The 15,522-nt window shown below is 45.7% G+C and carries 12 protein-coding genes and 2 pseudogenes; 4 read left to right on the forward strand and 10 right to left on the reverse strand.

All coding sequences use genetic code 11. From position 1 onward, the window contains the following. Positions 1 to 85 precede the first annotated feature (85 nt). Positions 86 to 652 carry an RNA 2',3'-cyclic phosphodiesterase gene (gene thpR, locus ACXHJ2_RS17495; protein ID WP_165080428.1) on the reverse strand — a complete coding sequence of 189 codons (567 nt, stop codon included), beginning with the start codon at positions 650 to 652 and terminating at the stop codon, positions 86 to 88. A gap of 226 nt (positions 653 to 878) precedes the next feature. Between thpR and ACXHJ2_RS17500 the strand changes: the two genes are divergently transcribed. After that, positions 879 to 1,835 carry a D-2-hydroxyacid dehydrogenase gene (locus tag ACXHJ2_RS17500; RefSeq protein WP_165080426.1) on the forward strand — a complete coding sequence of 319 codons (957 nt, stop codon included), beginning with the start codon at positions 879 to 881 and terminating at the stop codon, positions 1,833 to 1,835. 4 nt (positions 1,836 to 1,839) lie between these two features. On the opposite strand, the gene ACXHJ2_RS17505 is transcribed toward ACXHJ2_RS17500, so the two are convergent. From ACXHJ2_RS17505 to ACXHJ2_RS17520, 4 genes are all read right to left on the reverse strand, one after another. Then, the gene (locus ACXHJ2_RS17505; RefSeq protein ID WP_165080424.1) at positions 1,840 to 2,826 is read right to left on the reverse strand and encodes a methyltransferase domain-containing protein; all 987 of its coding nucleotides are present in this window, start codon (positions 2,824 to 2,826) and stop codon (positions 1,840 to 1,842) included. Positions 2,827 to 2,847: 21 nt separating this feature from the next. Continuing rightward, positions 2,848 to 3,792 (reverse strand): MsnO8 family LLM class oxidoreductase, encoded by a 945-nt coding sequence (locus ACXHJ2_RS17510; protein ID WP_040101919.1) that lies wholly within the window; start codon positions 3,790 to 3,792, stop codon positions 2,848 to 2,850. Positions 3,793 to 3,863: 71 nt separating this feature from the next. Next, a complete protein-coding gene (locus ACXHJ2_RS17515) occupies positions 3,864 to 5,279 on the reverse strand; it encodes a deoxyguanosinetriphosphate triphosphohydrolase family protein (RefSeq protein ID WP_165080422.1) in 1,416 nt (471 codons plus the stop codon). A 423-nt stretch (positions 5,280 to 5,702) separates the two neighbouring features. Then, positions 5,703 to 6,545 carry a MerR family transcriptional regulator gene (locus ACXHJ2_RS17520; RefSeq protein WP_165080420.1) on the reverse strand — a complete coding sequence of 281 codons (843 nt, stop codon included), beginning with the start codon at positions 6,543 to 6,545 and terminating at the stop codon, positions 5,703 to 5,705. 304 nt (positions 6,546 to 6,849) lie between these two features. Here ACXHJ2_RS17520 and ACXHJ2_RS17525 point away from each other — a divergent pair, with 304 nt between their 5' ends. Together ACXHJ2_RS17525 and ACXHJ2_RS17530 are read left to right on the forward strand one after the other, a co-directional pair. Further along, the gene (locus tag ACXHJ2_RS17525) at positions 6,850 to 7,413 is read left to right on the forward strand and encodes a GNAT family N-acetyltransferase (RefSeq protein ID WP_165080418.1); all 564 of its coding nucleotides are present in this window, start codon (positions 6,850 to 6,852) and stop codon (positions 7,411 to 7,413) included. Next, complete coding sequence (locus tag ACXHJ2_RS17530) at positions 7,413 to 9,131, forward strand: ABC transporter ATP-binding protein (RefSeq protein ID WP_165080416.1); 1,719 nt, start codon at positions 7,413 to 7,415, stop codon at positions 9,129 to 9,131. Before ACXHJ2_RS17525 ends, ACXHJ2_RS17530 begins: the two co-directional genes overlap by 1 nt. 13 nt (positions 9,132 to 9,144) lie before the next feature. Here ACXHJ2_RS17530 and ACXHJ2_RS17535 read toward each other — a convergent pair. Next, positions 9,145 to 9,279 (reverse strand): annotated as a pseudogene (locus tag ACXHJ2_RS17535) (ISL3 family transposase); the annotation flags it as partial. Here ACXHJ2_RS17535 and ACXHJ2_RS17540 point away from each other — a divergent pair. Then, positions 9,280 to 9,555 (forward strand): annotated as a pseudogene (locus tag ACXHJ2_RS17540) (transposase); the annotation flags it as partial. A gap of 217 nt (positions 9,556 to 9,772) precedes the next feature. On the opposite strand, the gene nikC reads toward ACXHJ2_RS17540, so the two are convergent. The 4 genes from nikC to ACXHJ2_RS17560 all read right to left on the reverse strand — a co-directional run bounded on the left by nikC (position 9,773) and on the right by ACXHJ2_RS17560 (position 15,487). Further along, positions 9,773 to 10,684 carry a nickel transporter permease gene (nikC, locus tag ACXHJ2_RS17545; RefSeq protein ID WP_090736398.1) on the reverse strand — a complete coding sequence of 304 codons (912 nt, stop codon included), beginning with the start codon at positions 10,682 to 10,684 and terminating at the stop codon, positions 9,773 to 9,775. A 35-nt stretch (positions 10,685 to 10,719) separates the two neighbouring features. Next, entirely contained in the window at positions 10,720 to 11,724 is a 1,005-nt protein-coding gene (locus tag ACXHJ2_RS17550) for an ABC transporter permease (protein ID WP_017426444.1), read from the reverse strand. 29 nt (positions 11,725 to 11,753) lie between these two features. Beyond that, the gene (locus ACXHJ2_RS17555) at positions 11,754 to 13,409 is read right to left on the reverse strand and encodes an ABC transporter substrate-binding protein (RefSeq protein ID WP_165080414.1); all 1,656 of its coding nucleotides are present in this window, start codon (positions 13,407 to 13,409) and stop codon (positions 11,754 to 11,756) included. Between the two features lie 1,112 nt (positions 13,410 to 14,521). After that, on the reverse strand, positions 14,522 to 15,487 hold the full coding sequence (locus ACXHJ2_RS17560; protein ID WP_165080412.1) for a glycoside hydrolase family 25 protein: 966 nt from the start codon (positions 15,485 to 15,487) through the stop codon (positions 14,522 to 14,524). Positions 15,488 to 15,522 lie beyond the last annotated feature (35 nt).

Here is a 15,522-nt window from a genome sequence, read left to right on the forward strand (position 1 = left end):
CATTCCTCAGATATGTAACCCAAAATGCGCTTTTTGAATAACGCTGAAACACTATATCACTAAATTTGCTGATAGATCAAGGGTTTCACCTCATTAATGGGAATGTTTGAATTATTTGGTACATTGGTTTTTGCCCCATTCGTGTTGCATATAACACAAATTCCCCCACTTCCCAAGGCTCGCCGCTTCGGTCATTTGACTGCCACACAGACGCTGAAACAGGCTCCCCTCCTGTATACGAACGTGCTACGGTGATATGGGGTCGATAAGGTCGTTCCTCGGGTTTAAAACCCAGCGGCTCGGTAGCTCGAAGTATCGACTGGTGCAACTGATCCAGCGACTCTCGCTGTCCGGTCACCCCCCTCCACAGTACACGCGGAAAGTCTTCACGTCCAAAAAAGCCCGCTTCACCCATGCCAAGCGTGAACGGGCGATGCTCAGCTGCAGCATGAACTAAAGCCTGCTCAAGTTTTGGAATAACCGAGGTCTCCACATCACCCAGAAACTGAAGTGTCACGTGATAATCTCTGAAGTCACTCCATTTGCGAAAAGACAAATTATTCAAATGCTGCTCCACCCAATGACGTAACTTCTTCTTGTGCTCGTCCGGGAGAGCGATCGCTGTAAAGAGCCTTTGCGATTCATCTTTCATCAACCTCTTCTCCTTTCTTATAAATATCCTGTACCTATCCCAAAAAGTAGCTGTTTGGTGGGTCCCTGATCAGGGTAAAGCCACTTGTTGTTATATATAATGACACCGCGAGCTTGTTTCTACCCTTATTATGCAAATTTTCCGGCAATCTGTTATCCTTGAAGGGATGGTTCGCCAGAATATATTGGAAACTCCAAGGAATCAAACATCGAGGAGGCTATGAATCATGGGAAGCATTTTAAGTTTACATCAACTGACGGAAGATCAAAAAAAACAGGTTCGTGCAGCGGCTCCGGGCTACGAGTTGATTATTGGCAAAGCCCAGGAATTGGAGTCTGAACAAATCCGTGAGGCCGAGGTTATTCTAGGCTGGTCCAAGCATATTGCCGAGGAGGCATTACATCCAGACAGCAAGCTGAAGTGGATACAAACCTGGTCGGCTGGGATTGACAAGCTCCCGCTTACCGAACTGGAACAGCGCAACATAGCACTCACGAATACGAGTGGTGTGCATGCGATTCCAATCACAGAGCAGATCTTTGGAATGCTGCTATCGCATACTCGTTATTTACAGCAAGCGGCTCTCTTGCAGCGTCAGAAAACATGGCAGCCACCGGAAGGTCAACTGACGGAATTACGTGGCAAAACGCTGTTGATTACAGGTGTTGGCGAAATTGGCCGTGAAACCGCTCGAATTGCAGAAGCCTTTGGCATGCGGGTGATCGGGGTTCGCCGTTCCGGCAAGGAAGCGCCCCATGTAGAACACATGTACACAAACGAACAATTACATGAAGCATTGGGCGTTGCGGATATTGTAGTTAATATTTTACCATTCACTGAAGAGACCCATCACTTTTTTGACGAAAAAGCATTTGCAGCGATGCGTAAAGGAGCCTTCTTCATTAATGTTGGTCGCGGCAAGACTGTTCATACAGATGCGCTGGTACGCTCGCTGGAACAAAAACATATTGCCTTTGCCGGACTGGATGTATTCGAGGAAGAACCGCTACCTGCGTCACATCCACTATGGGGCCTAGAGCACGTCCTGATTACGCCGCATATTGCGGGGGATACAGACCGATATGCTGAACGAGCGGTAGATATTTTTCTTACTAATTTGAAAGCCTATGCTACTGGTCAGGAGCTGCCGCTGAATTTGGTTAACTACAAAACCCAGTATTAACAAGCTACTTACAGATCCAGATTTCCCGACTCATACCTGTCTTATATATACGGCATTGCTCCGTAACGGTCCAGCCTGACTCGGATAGCAATGTTGCCATCGGCTCCGTGCTCACGATCACTGCCCGCGCGGCCAGGCGTCTCAGACTGCGCAGCATCTTTTTTTGTTCTTCAGCAGGGAGCACGGAGCACAGGTTATAGGGCATGTCCAAGATAGCCGCATCGTATGTGCCTGCGAGCATATTCATATCCCCCAGTTTCACCAGATCTTCTTCATACCCATAATGACGTAAATTTACTCGTGCCCCACGTACCGCCAACGGATTGATATCACAGCCGCGAATATTCTTGTCCATACTCAATGCCTCAATCATCACATTGCCCATACCACAACACGGGTCCAGCAGTTTCAAGGAGTCTGACTTTCCCTTAGATGCAAATTGATCATTTGCTGCCAAATTCACAAGTGCTCTAGCTACCAGAACGGGTAGGCCAGTAGAATAGTTTTGCGGCTTCTGACGACGTTCCTGCCACGATCTGTCGCTATACTCGCATATGCCCATTAGCCATCGCTCTCCTACTCGTATGACTCCTAGGATTACATCCGGTGTCTTCATTTGCGCCTGCCCCTGAATACGTGCGCCAATCCGGCGTTCTATCCCGCGCCGCTCGTCATAGTCAGCCTCATTGTCCCCTTCTTTAAGGCACAGCACCTTAAAGGTCTTTCCTTCCTCAAGCTGTAACCTGGAAGCCGCTTCGCATAGCTCTTCCAGCGTGTCCGCATCGGTGACGATATCCAGACGAAGATGGATAAACGGACTGGTCCCCGGCTCCAGCCGAAGATGGGACAACAGCATGGAACTATGCACAGTCTGCTGACCGAACAAGCATTTTAGTTCCAATAGACACAACTCACGCTCGGTTTCATGATACGCATAGGTATATATGTAGCTTGGTTTCATTTCATCTGTATTAATTTTGTGTTTATTCATGTCAGATCTCTTTTCATCTTTTCATTTGGAATCAAGACTACAATTCACAGCCTCCGCTATCAGTTGGTAGGAATGAAGCCGCTGCTCATAATCGGGAATGGGCGTGACCAACAGAAACTCATCATTATCATATTTGACCTGCAAGCTACGCAACCGTTCGGCAATAAGCGATGGTGTTCCCACCAGCCAACTGGCCCGTATCGCCGGATCGCCTAATGAAATCTGAGCAGCCCATTGCTGCGCCAACTCATCTGTCGAGGCACATACTGCTCCTACAGCAACCATAGTACGTGGTTTGTCCATCCGTGTGGATGGCTGAAAGCTGGAGCGGTAAATACTTAGCATTTCTTCCGTATGTTGTTCACTCATAAATTGGCCGAATACATAGCCCGTTGAATACTGCGCAGCATATTCGGCACTTTTTCGATTGGTACCCAGCATCCACAGCGCTGGCGGCTGTTCTGGCATTGGACGGGCAAACACGGGGGTCTGTTCATATTCATATGAGCCTTCCAACAAAGCCAATAGAGCTTCCATCTTCTGTGGCAGCTCGGTCACATGTTGAAGAAAATTGCCGCTTAGTGCCATCGAAGCATGAGGTCCCCCACCAGGGGCCCTCCCCAGGCCCAATTCGACTCTGCCCGGATAGAGAGCTGCCAGCAGATGGAACCATTCGGCGACCTTGACTGGACTATAATGCGGGAGCAAAATAGCACCCGCACCCAGTTGGATGGTCGTCGTCACCGCCCCGATATGAGACAACAGCACTTCTGGACTGGAAGAAGCCAGCCCCTCCATGTCATGATGCTCGGAGGTCCAGTAGCGTGTATATCCCCATGCTTCCGCCTGTTTCGCCAGCTTTACCGCCCATTGAACTGCTTGCTCCGGGCGATTGCCGGACAGCAGCGGTACCATATCAAGCACACCGAGATTCAACGAGTTAGTAGCTAAAGACTGAGGTTGCATATGCGCCTTTTTCTCTCCCTTCTATCCGTTCTAAACAAGTTTCTTCTACTATATAGGGTTAAATTAAAACGTTAGTCCAGGTCATAGATAGAACCTACCTTCAGGCCATATAACTCATTATAAATTTTTTCAGCAAAAGCATCGGTCATGCCTGCAATATAGTCAATGACCATATGCTCCCATGTCCAGATCGGTTTCGCCTTGGCCTGGTCGCGCTCATAGCGCTGGAGCCAGTCGCTTGGAATAATGGACTTGGATGTCTCAGGGTCCAGAAAAGCCAACCATAACCGTCTGAGCATCCATTCACTGCGTTTTTGCAGACGCTGTACGCGCAGATCGCGGATCATGGTGACCCAAGCAAAGCTTTTCAATACACTCACCGTGCGCAGCATATCCAAATCTTCGCTTAAATCCCGTACGAAGGTTACCTTTTTCCAGTTTCCATCATCAATTACACCTAAGCTGCTGACAAACAGGCTAACCCAGTATGCCTTCACTTCACGGCGGGTGCGAGAATAATCGTGTTCACACATCGGCATCTTGCCATTCCACACCTTCAAAAATTCGCTCAGCACTGCCGCTACCTTCTGCTCAATCTCAGCCAGCTGCCAGCCTTGCCAGAAGCTATCCTCCAACGTGGTGATTTTCTCCGTAATCAGACGAATCAAATATGGATCATATAAGAAATGCTCGTGTACCTCAATTTTCCCTGCCTTAATCCCATCCTCCAGATCATGCGCGGAATAAGCAATATCGTCGCAGAGATCCATGAGCTGGGCCTCCAGCGTTTTTTTTCCGTCAGGGATGCCCCAATCCTCGCGAATAGAACGTATATATTCCCACTCATGCAGATACAACCCTTTTTTGTTCAGAATTCCTGGGTACGGGTATTTGTTGATCCCGAGCAGCACAGCGTCCGACAAATTCAAGCCATCCACATTCTCACGCTTCTCCAAAAACATAATCAGCCGGAAATTGTGTGCATTTCCTTCAAAATGCTCATAAATTTGTCGCTCGCGTGCATAGGCCTCCTGTCCACGCTTGGACTCTGGCGTAAAGCCACCAGCAGCGGATATCTTTTCTACCTTCGTCTCAATCAGTTGATCCAAAATCCCGTCCAGCACCTCTTCTCCCTTGTGTCCGAACGGTGGATGTCCAAAGTCATGTGCTATCGATGCACACTCCACCACCTCAGGGTCAATAATCAGTCCTGCGTTATCCGCCTGTTCCAACTCTACCTCTGGATGACGGCGCAGCAAGCTTCGTGCTGCCTCACGCGCAATTTGCGCTACCTCCAAAGAATGTGTCAGCCGTGTGCGATAATAATCGCCTGTGCCTGCGCCAAATACTTGTGATTTCCCCTGCAATCGACGGAAAGTCGGTGAATGGATCAATCGGGAGTAATCCCGTTCATATGCTGCCCGTGAAGCGTCGCTTCGTGTCTGTTCCGCGAATTGCCGATGCTCTCTCTTGTCCTGCCATGTCATAAAGCTCACTCCCTACGTACTCAATTGGAGTGATTATACATTTTTTTCACGCCTCAGGAAAGCTCACATGAGTTTCATTTATATGTAAGCGTCAAACTAGCGCATTATCGCCTATCAAGCCAAGCCAGTGGTCAGACGATGAGTAATAAAAAAGCAAGTCCAAAAAAACTTAATATAGGGTAAATAGTATAATAAAATAAAACTAGACTTTATATTTAATGGTTTTGAGTTTGATTATTTTCTACAACGTTACTTCATAAACGCACCCGATTGTTGAAGATTATTTATTAACTAAGACCTGTTGAATCGCCCCCTAATGCTATCATTTTAACTATGTACCTAATTATCAGGCTTGTTGTTGAGAGAGATTTTGAAAAATTTAAAACGCCTATCTAGCAAGATAGACGTAAAGTATAACAAGCTTTAAAGAGGTTGATAACTCGCCTCATGCGTTTTTACTTTCACACTAATTTTTGTAATATAATCTTTTTCCTCTTTTGCTGCAATCGAGTGCAGTAAATATTCCTCATAAATATCACCATCTAACGCCAACTGCTCCTGTTCTAAATAAGCGAGTAGCGTATTATAAGTCTCAGTCTGTGAGATTTCATCATAAGGTCCTTGATGATAAATGACCGCGTAGTGTCCAGCTGGTTTCATTCTTGCTAACGGGTCATCTAGGCGACAAAATAGGTAGCTTACGCCTTCAAACTTCTTATTTAAAAAATCTTCTTTTGTATACACAGTACCATATGCGGCTGTGCTTTTAATCCCAAGCTTTTTTAAAAATGGCGTAGTTTGCTCGTAAAGTTCCTCCATTGATAACGACGACCAATCTATTTTCTCGTCGCTATACACAACAGGTTCGGCTGGTAATTGCTTCATCAATACTTCTTCAAATGATACTTCTTCCATCTCTTTTGTCAGGGCAACCGTTCGTTCTAGGAAAAACTGAATATCTTGTAACTTTTGAATTTCCATTGCTACTTTTTCTTGCTGTTCCATTGCTAATTGTTGTAACGCTTGTACGTTAGGCGCGTCAAAATACGTTTTGAGTTCTTTAATCGGCACCTCAACTGCACGAAGCGATTGAATCGCTACAAATTGATCGAACTGCTCAAATGTGTAGTAGCGATAGCCATTATCAAAGGTGCCTGCAGGCTTAAATAAATCGATTTTATCGTAATAAAGCAATGTATCTTTATTGATTTCAAGTAACTTGGCAAATTCGCCTGTCAAATATGTTTTTTCGAATGTATTTTTCATCTCTTTTCACTTCTTTCTTTACTCTGGAGTTACTCCATACCTTACACTATTCCTTGCGAACATAACACTAAAACATAAATGAGACAAGCAATTACTAAGGTGTTGAACGCACTTAGGTTGATGAGGAAGAGTGCCCTGGGGTTTATTGATCAATTAATTGAAAACTACGGGTACGCAGCGGTTTTTATATATGCCTCTAAAATCGTACATGCTATATGCTGGGGTGAGTGCTTTACTTTGGAGTCTACTATTTTTAACAATCGGACGAATATTTTAATCAGTTTAAGAGAAAGGTGTTTTAGCGATGACAAAACAAAATGAACAAATTACGATAGCCCCTGTACCGCAGGAAGAGCTAGCAATATTTAAGGAAGAATTACAAGAGGCATTTATGAAAGGGTTACAAGATAGTTTTCAAGAAGCAGAGGATCCAACAGAAATGGGACCAATCCCATCCGATGAGGATTTCGAGCATTCACTTACTGCAAAAGATTCAGTTGTGCGTCAAATTGTACTAAATGGCGAAAGAATCGGTGGCATCGTATTAAAAATTAATCTCGACACACAGCGAAACGAAGTGGACTTCTTATATACAAAGGCTAATGCACACGGCAAAGGTCTTGGTACAAAGGCATGGGAAGCGATAGAAGCAGCGTTCCCAAAGACGAAGGTTTGGGAGCTACATACACCGTATTTTGAAAAGCGGAACATCCATTTTTATGTGAATAAATGTGGCTTTAAAATTGTGGAGTTTTATCACCGAGGCAATCCAGGACCGAGTATTGAAGGAGAAGAGCCTGAATCTGATGCAGATTATGAGTTTTTTCGTTTTGAAAAGGTCATGACAAAAGAAAGCAGTGAAGCGTAATGCAAGGAAAGGTCTCACAGCTTTGGGCATTGATGAATCGCAGTCAAATGGCGAAGGGGCAATTAGTATTTTTATTTTTCATTAGTTTAGTGGAGGTTGCAGCTGGGCTTGCTGTCCCCCTGTTAACGATGAAGCTCATTAATCAAATTTCAGATGCGGGTTTTGCCGTAACATCACTCTTGCCAGTCATTGCGATTTTAATTGTGCAAGCGATGTTAAGTGCCATTGCGTTTTATCTGATGCGCCGTTTAGGTGAAAAGGTTGTCGCGAATTTAAGGACAGAAGTATGGGAACATATGCTGCATTTACGTTTATCGTATTATGATGCGCATGAATCAGGCGAAACGATGAGCCGCATTACGCAGGATACAAATGTCGTGAAGGAGTTTGTGACCGAGCAGCTCGTGTCCTTTGTGTCAGGACTATTTGCGATCCTCGGTGCCGTTGTTGTTTTACTATGGATTGACTGGAAAATGACATTGCTACTCCTGATTGCTGTGCCACTGACAATTTTTGTGACGTATCCATTAGGCGAAAAAATGTATGCCATCTCAGTAGAAAATCAGGATGAGCTAGCAGGCTTTGGCGGACGATTAGGACGTATTTTATCGAATATTCGTCTTGTGAAAGCGTCGCAAACGGAGCAGCAGGAGCTAGCAGGCGGTAAAAAGCAAATTCAGCAGCTGTACAAGTACGGTTTAAAGGAAGCGAAGATTGTTGCGATTCTTTCGCCACTGATGACGCTACTCATGATGGTCGTATTGATTGCGATTTTCGGCTATGGCGGCTCACAGGTAGCAACAGGAGCAATCACTTCAGGCGAGCTTGTTGCCATTATGATTTATTTAGTGCAAATTATTATGCCATTTACACAAATGGCGACGTTCTTTACCAATTTACAAAAAACACTTGGTGCGACAGAGCGTATTGTTGAAGCACTCAATGTGAAGCGTGAAGTACAAGACGGGAAACCAGTATCTGCTACACCACTACCTATCCACTTCCAAAACGTATCGTTTAAATATAATGAAAAGTATGTATTAAATGACATCACATTTACGTTGGAACCGAATGAAACGACCGCCTTTGTCAGCCGAAGTGGTGGTGGGAAAACGACGATGTTCTCCCTTATTGAACGATTTTATGACGTGACATCAGGTGCGATACTGTATGGTAACGAAAACATTGAGCAATTTAACTTAACAGAGTGGCGTGGGCTGTTTGGCTATGTAAGTCAGAATGCACCGTTATTAAATGGAACGATTCGTGACAACGTCATGTACGGGACGAATGGAACAAGCGAACAAGAGGTACTTGCCGCATTAAAAGCAGCCTATGCCTATGATTTTGTCATGCAGCTGGACAAACGCCTCGATACAGAGGTTGGTGAAGGAGGTATTAAGCTTTCAGGTGGTCAAAAACAGCGTATTGCGATTGCTCGTGCGATTTTACGAAATCCGAGAATCTTATTACTTGATGAGGCGACATCGAACTTAGATAACGAATCAGAGCTTGAAGTGCAGCTTGCCCTTCAAGCGTTAACGAAAAACCGGATGACGATCATCATCGCCCATCGATTATCCACGATTACAAGTGCAGACCAAATCCTTGTCTTTGAAGAAGGACGCCTGTCAGGTCAAGGCACACATGAAGCATTACAAAAAACACATCCGTATTATCAACAACTTTGGCATAATGTTCGTTTGACTGAAGATTAGACTATAGGATCATTGCTTCCTTCCATTCCCATACGCTGCGAAGCAGCGGGGAGAAGGTTAGTAGCGTCTCCAGTCGGGTACGGCTCTCCTCTACCAGCGATTCCGCAGGCGGATTGAGTAAGCGATGGTGGGCTTTTAGGTAAGTCCTTCATCCTCCCACTATGGGATGGTCGTCAAGGTAGATATAAAAAGGGGTGTACGCCGCTATTCAAGTCCGCACCGAGATACGCAACGTTGGAAAGAACTATACAACAAAAGAACGAGCGTGGAACGTTGTAATTCTCGGATGAAAACCTATTTGACCGCAGATGCCATGCACATCTGGGGGATTCAAAAGGTGACCACTCACCAATACCTAAATGCCATTGTGTTGCTTGCTTCTGCGTTAGCCATGGCCCGTCCATTAAAGAAAGCTACCGCTTAAATTTTTGATTCAACAGAAATTCTGCAGGTCTGTCCATTTTTTGAATTCAAAGGAGAAACCGAGCTAAAATGCTGTTCGCTCAGGCTTAAGATACTGATGCCTAATTTTCAAAAACGGAATTATGCAAAATGCTCATGTAAAAAGGTGTCCCCCAGCCATTTGATTCAGGCCAGAGAACACCTCTTTACTCAACTTTATATACCTCACCACTTTTGCCCTAACGCTTCGCTCTTGGGTCCAAAACATCCCGCAGGCCATCCCCCATCAAATTAAAGCCCAATACGGTCAGCATGATAGATATGCCTGGGAAAATAACTGTCCACGGCGCATTTTGGATATATTGCCGCGAATCGGACAACATTTTGCCCCACTCGGGCTCAGGAGGTTGTGCACCCAAGCCCAAGAATCCGAGCGCTGCCGCTTCAATAATGGCCGTTCCGATCCCCAACGTCCCCTGTACGATGATCGGTGTCAGGCTATTAGGCAGAATATAACGGAGTATGATGCGCCGATTATTAGCCCCAAGCGCCCGCGCAGAAGTAATATACTCCTCCGTTTTAACACTCAGCACCTTGGAGCGAACCAATCGCCCATACGTTGGTACATTGACAATGGCAATGGCGTATAACGCATTTTCCAACGAAGGCCCCAGAATGGCCACAATAGCAATTGCCAGCAAAATCCCCGGAAATGCCAGTAAGATGTCGAATAGGCGCGAAATGATCATATCAGCCCATTTTCCATAAAATCCGGCAATTAATCCTAAGGCCGTTCCTACAATCATTGAACCAATAACGGACAAGAAACCGACCCACAACGAGATTCTGGCGCCATACAGCGTACGAGTCAGCAAATCACGACCAAGATCATCGGTACCGAACCAATGCTCTGCGGAAGGAGACTGCAAGCGGCTCACCAAATTTTGCTCTTTATAGTCAAAAGGAGCGATCCAGGGCGCGATCAAAGCAATGATGACAAAGAAGATAATAATGCTCAGACCGACGAATGCCATTTTATTGTGACGGAAAGCTCTCCACGCATCTCTCCAAGGGCCTGACACCGCAGGCAAATGCGCCAATGTACTACGTGTCGTCGGTATGTTATTGGGTTCGATTGAAAATTGTGACATCGGACATGCTCCCCCTTGACCAATTGACGACTTGATTACTGATAACGAATACGCCGGTCGAGAACAGCGTACAGCAAATCGACAATCAGATTAATGATGACGAACAGGAACGCAATGATTAAAATTCCGCTTTGGATAACCGGATAGTCACGCGAGCTGATCGCTTCAAAAATGTACCGTCCGATGCCAGGCCAGGCAAATATGGTCTCTGTCAGTACGGCGCCTCCCAGTAACGACCCAGTCTGAAGACCGATGACAGTAAGCACAGGGATCGCAGCATTTTTAAGCGCATGTTTGTACACGACTTGAAAAGATGCCAGCCCCTTCGCCCGAGCCGTGCGGATATAGTCCGCATCCATAACCTCCAGCATGCTGGAACGGGTAATACGCGCTATGACCGCCATTGGAATTGTTCCTAGTGCGATACTGGGCAGGATCAGATGCTTAATGACGGTCCATACCTGATCCATACGTCCACCTATGACCGCATCAATCACGGCTAAATGTGTCACAGCTTCTACCGGATCACGAGAATTCATACGTCCAATGGAAGGGAGCCAATGCAGCTTATTAGCAAAGATCCACTGCTCCATCAAGCCCAGCCAAAAAATCGGCATCGATACTCCGACCAGGGCAATGACCATGCTGACATAGTCAAACCAGGAGTTACGCTTCCAGGCACTCACGATGCCTGCATTCATTCCCACGACAACGGCAAAAAACATGCTTGCTACCGTCAACTCCAGCGTAGCCGCCAGATAAGGGACCATTTCCCGGGCAATCGGCTGCCGGGTGCGAATGGAATCGCCCAAGTCCCCTCGTGCCAGTTCACTTAGATAGGTCCCATATTGCTGTAGCCACGGCTTATCCAGCCCTAATTGCTCACGCAGCGCCTGTTTGGACTGTTCCGTGGCCTTGTCCCCGAGTATCGTTTCTGCCGGATCACCGGGAATAGCATGAATAATCGAAAACACGATAAGCGTCATCCCCAGCAATACGGGAATCAATATGGCCAGCCTTTTTACAATATATGAATTCATATGCTATTCACCGCCTGCTTGCGTTTAGGCTATTCAAAATAAATATTACTATACGCTTCAATACCTGCCGGAGAAGGTACAAAACCCTTAAGATTGGCTTTGCCTGCCATCAACGGTGTGCTGTGAACCAAGGGAATCCAAGGTGCATCCTGTTTAATAATGACTTGTGCTTGTTTATACAATTCCGCACGCTTATCTTGATCAACCTCAACCTGCGCCTTCACCAGTATTTTGTGAAGTTCCTCATTCACATAAAAACTGCGGTTATTGCCTGGGATCGTATCCTTGTCCAGCAATGTGTAAAGAAAATTATCCGGGTCGCCATTGTCCCCATTCCATCCCAACATGTACAGATCATCCTTCTCTCCAGCTTTAAGATCATCCAGATACGTAGCCCATTCTGGAGATTGGATGTTGACTTTGACTCCTATTTTTTCAAAATCAGCTTGAATGGCCTCTGCTACCTTTTTACCGTCAGGCATGTATGGACGAGATACAGGCATTGCATAGAAGGTTAACGGCTCTGGAAGTCCGTTAGGGAAACCCGCTTCCGCTAGCAAAGATTTAGCCTTATTCAGATCATAAGTGTAGTCCTCAATGCTTTCGTCGTATCCCCATAACGTAGGTGGCATCGGATTGACCGCAGGCTTGGCCTCCCCCGCAAACAATGCATCAATAATGGCCTGTTTGTTCACTGCGTGATTCAGCGCCTGCCGCACCTTGGGATTATTAAATGTCTTTTTCTTCAAATTAAATCCAATGTATGCCACATTAAAGGAGGGACGTTCGATTTTTACCAACTCGCTGTTACCTTCCAACTGCTTCGCATCATCTGGATTCAAGTCTTCCATCAGGTCAATTTCCCCGTTTTGCAGAGCATTAAATCGCGCAGTGTTGTCTGGGATAGAACGAACGATGACCTTAGCCAGCTTTGGCTGTCCTTCTTTCCAATAAGTTGGATTCTTTTCTAATGTGATCGTATCGTTTCGTTTCCATTCCTTAAATACAAACGGCCCTGTGCCGACCGGATTACTCTTAAAATCAGCCTTTTTCTCCTTAATAGCCTTGGGACTTGCAATACTAAAGGATGGCATAGCGATATTTTGTAAAAAAGGAGCCTGCGGCTTGTTCAGTGTAAACTGAACGGTACTCGCATCCACCGCTTTAACCTCCTTAATCACTCTACTTCCATCGGGCCCAAACATAGAATCATAATAGTCAAACGAGTCACCCTCAAATTTGTATGGACTTTTCGGATCAACCCAGCGGTCAAAGTTAAACACAACCGCTTCTGCGTTAAAGTCACTTCCGTCATGGAATTTTACGCCCTGACGCAGCTTGAACGTATAGACAAGTCCGTCCGGTGATACTTCCCAGCTCTCTGCGAGCCCCGGCTGAATCTCCGTGGTACTTTCCTTGTATTCCAGTAGTGTATCAAACACCTGCATTCCGATTTTTAACGACTCACTTTCAGTCACAATGGCAGGATCTAGCGCCACGGAATCCCCGCCACGCCCATAAATCAACGTGTCCTGCGCGCCTTCTCCCGCTCCACCTGAAGGTTGTCCTGCTTCTGGTTTTGCTCCTTCACCTGATCCCCCACAACCGGAAAGCACCAAAACAGTTCCTAGCACAAGTACCAGCAATACGGTCCAGATTTTGTATTTTACGTACTTTTTGCTCATGCAGCGAACCCCTTTCACACCTTATATATTGTTAATTCGTTGATACCCGATAAATACCAATTCTTTGGATTGACATGACAAGCTTGTCCTCAAGCTGTAGCCCCAAGTTCCGAGTTCATCAAATAGGTGTAGTAGTAGGGAAGGTATGAAGGTTCTGGACAGGCTTTTATTGAAGAATACAGGCACAGACAGCATTCATAATCTAGTGGTGTTAGAGGTGCAGTAGGGTAATGGAATAGATGTAATGTCATAAAAGGGAAGAGGATTGTGTTAGGTCATGGAGAATGTGTGATAAATACTCACAGATAGTGAATATTAGTTTCATACAAAGTTGATTATTGGATACTTTACTATAAAATCTGGAAGCAGACAAGGGGGTTTTTCATACATTACCATATGTTTTTATACATCATGTTAATTAATGTTACAAATCAACTCACACGTTCATATCAAATAAAAGCTCCTGCCTGTGGTCCTCAACCTCCAAGCAGGAGCATGTTCTTAGCTCAAAAATGTATTCAGCACCAAACCTACAGATACGGCTTGAGCACCTTTTACGATGGAAAAATGATCGCCAGGCACTTTATGGGTATACATTTCCCCTTTACAATACAATTCCCATCCTTTATATCCTAATTCCCAGGTATGTTCTGAAATAAACAAACATACAAGGGCTGTTACAGCTCGATCTGGCTGGTAGATATGCTGCAGTGACAGCGTGTCAGAATTACCAAAAGCTCAACGCGTTCTTCTTGCTCTTCCAATTGGCGGGTCATTTCAAAAACAATCGTCCTCATTCCGAATATGTATGTCCAAGCTATAATTCAAATCATTGATTTTACGGTTCGTCAGCAGAATGTTCATTTCACACCTTCGGACTTTGAAACTGCTCAGATTAGTCAGGAGGATATTGAGTTGCTTTTCGAATAAAGGTTACATTTTGCAGTTACCCTTTTTCGGGATTCAGCATATTTGGAGGTCATGAAGAACATTACTTAACCATAAGGGCAGGCGGCCGCATTTAACCGCCTGTCTATTTAGGCTTCGAGCGTAGCTGCTTTACTCATTTCATATTAAAAGTGGATTTTGTAGTGTATGAGTTCTTTTGAAGATTACTTGGTTGTTTTAAACGCACCCAGACGGTTCAGCACGACCAGTAAGCGATAAAAATCATAACTGCTTGGCAGCTTCGCATCCACAATCGGGCTTGCCGGATTAACTGCAACGGCAGCAACCATCGCTTCCTTGGCCCAGGCCGGTACAGGCATAGCCTGACGCGCCTCCAGTTCAGCTACTCGCTGATCCACCTTTTTAATGTAAGCACTCTGTTCATTTAATGTTTGCTTGAGCACATCTCTACTATCTTCAAGGGCGGTGACCTGCTGCTGCAAGGCCTTAAATGCCGCTTTTTCCTCTGCTGTCATTGGCTCTTCCCCCTCTTCTCCTGCAAATGCTTGGCGTAGCTCAGCCTCTGTTCCAGCATATACATTCAGATCAACAGGCCCTTGAATGCCATCAACCCGTCCACTGTCGCTGTATTGCCAGAAGTCCCAGCGCTTCCATGCTGTGGTATCACTGGGCACTCGTGTACTATAACGTGCAATCCACAGTTTATAACTACCCAGTAGGGCTTTAAAATGGGCAGCAAAAGCATTGCCCGTATATACCATCGGCTTGCGGCCGCTTACTCGTTCAAATTCCGTCAAAAATGCCAGCGCTACCTCATGAATCGCGGCCGAATTAAGCTTTCCCGGATTATTTTCATAATCCATCACCGCTGGCAAGTCCAGCGCTTTCGCACCACCCATCTGATCCAGCACCTCGGCGAAATGTCTGGCTTCCGCTTTGGCTGCGTTTACACTGGTCGCATCTACAAAATGATAAGCTCCCAGCAGAAGCCCGGCAGCCCTGATCCCTTTTGCATTTGTGATAAATGTCGGATCAACGTAACGCTGTCCTTGACTTGCTTTAATAAATGCAAACGATTTACCATCGGCTCGCACACGTTTCCAATCAATCGTTCCCTGATATCGGGATACGTCAATGCCTTCGGCAGCATTAGGGCTGCGATTTTGCATAAGGCGCTCCCTCCTTGTCATTCATAATGTTGTAG

This window comes from Paenibacillus sp. ALE3, assembly GCF_054113405.1.

Excerpts from the sequence above, each read along its gene's own strand:
- ACXHJ2_RS17510 (WP_040101919.1), bottom strand. The coding sequence starts at position 3,792 with ATGCAACCTCAGTCTTTAGCTACTAACTCGTTGAATCTCGGTGTGCTT.
- thpR (WP_165080428.1), bottom strand. The coding sequence starts at position 652 with ATGAAAGATGAATCGCAAAGGCTCTTTACAGCGATCGCTCTCCCGGAC.
- ACXHJ2_RS17530 (WP_165080416.1), top strand. The coding sequence starts at position 7,413 with ATGCAAGGAAAGGTCTCACAGCTTTGGGCATTGATGAATCGCAGTCAA.
- ACXHJ2_RS17560 (WP_165080412.1), bottom strand. The coding sequence starts at position 15,487 with ATGCAAAATCGCAGCCCTAATGCTGCCGAAGGCATTGACGTATCCCGA.
- ACXHJ2_RS17555 (WP_165080414.1), bottom strand. The coding sequence starts at position 13,409 with ATGAGCAAAAAGTACGTAAAATACAAAATCTGGACCGTATTGCTGGTA.
- ACXHJ2_RS17515 (WP_165080422.1), bottom strand. The coding sequence starts at position 5,279 with ATGACATGGCAGGACAAGAGAGAGCATCGGCAATTCGCGGAACAGACA.
- nikC (WP_090736398.1), bottom strand. The coding sequence starts at position 10,684 with ATGTCACAATTTTCAATCGAACCCAATAACATACCGACGACACGTAGT.
- ACXHJ2_RS17500 (WP_165080426.1), top strand. The coding sequence starts at position 879 with ATGGGAAGCATTTTAAGTTTACATCAACTGACGGAAGATCAAAAAAAA.
- ACXHJ2_RS17520 (WP_165080420.1), bottom strand. The coding sequence starts at position 6,545 with ATGAAAAATACATTCGAAAAAACATATTTGACAGGCGAATTTGCCAAG.
- ACXHJ2_RS17525 (WP_165080418.1), top strand. The coding sequence starts at position 6,850 with ATGACAAAACAAAATGAACAAATTACGATAGCCCCTGTACCGCAGGAA.
- ACXHJ2_RS17505 (WP_165080424.1), bottom strand. The coding sequence starts at position 2,826 with ATGAATAAACACAAAATTAATACAGATGAAATGAAACCAAGCTACATA.
- ACXHJ2_RS17550 (WP_017426444.1), bottom strand. The coding sequence starts at position 11,724 with ATGAATTCATATATTGTAAAAAGGCTGGCCATATTGATTCCCGTATTG.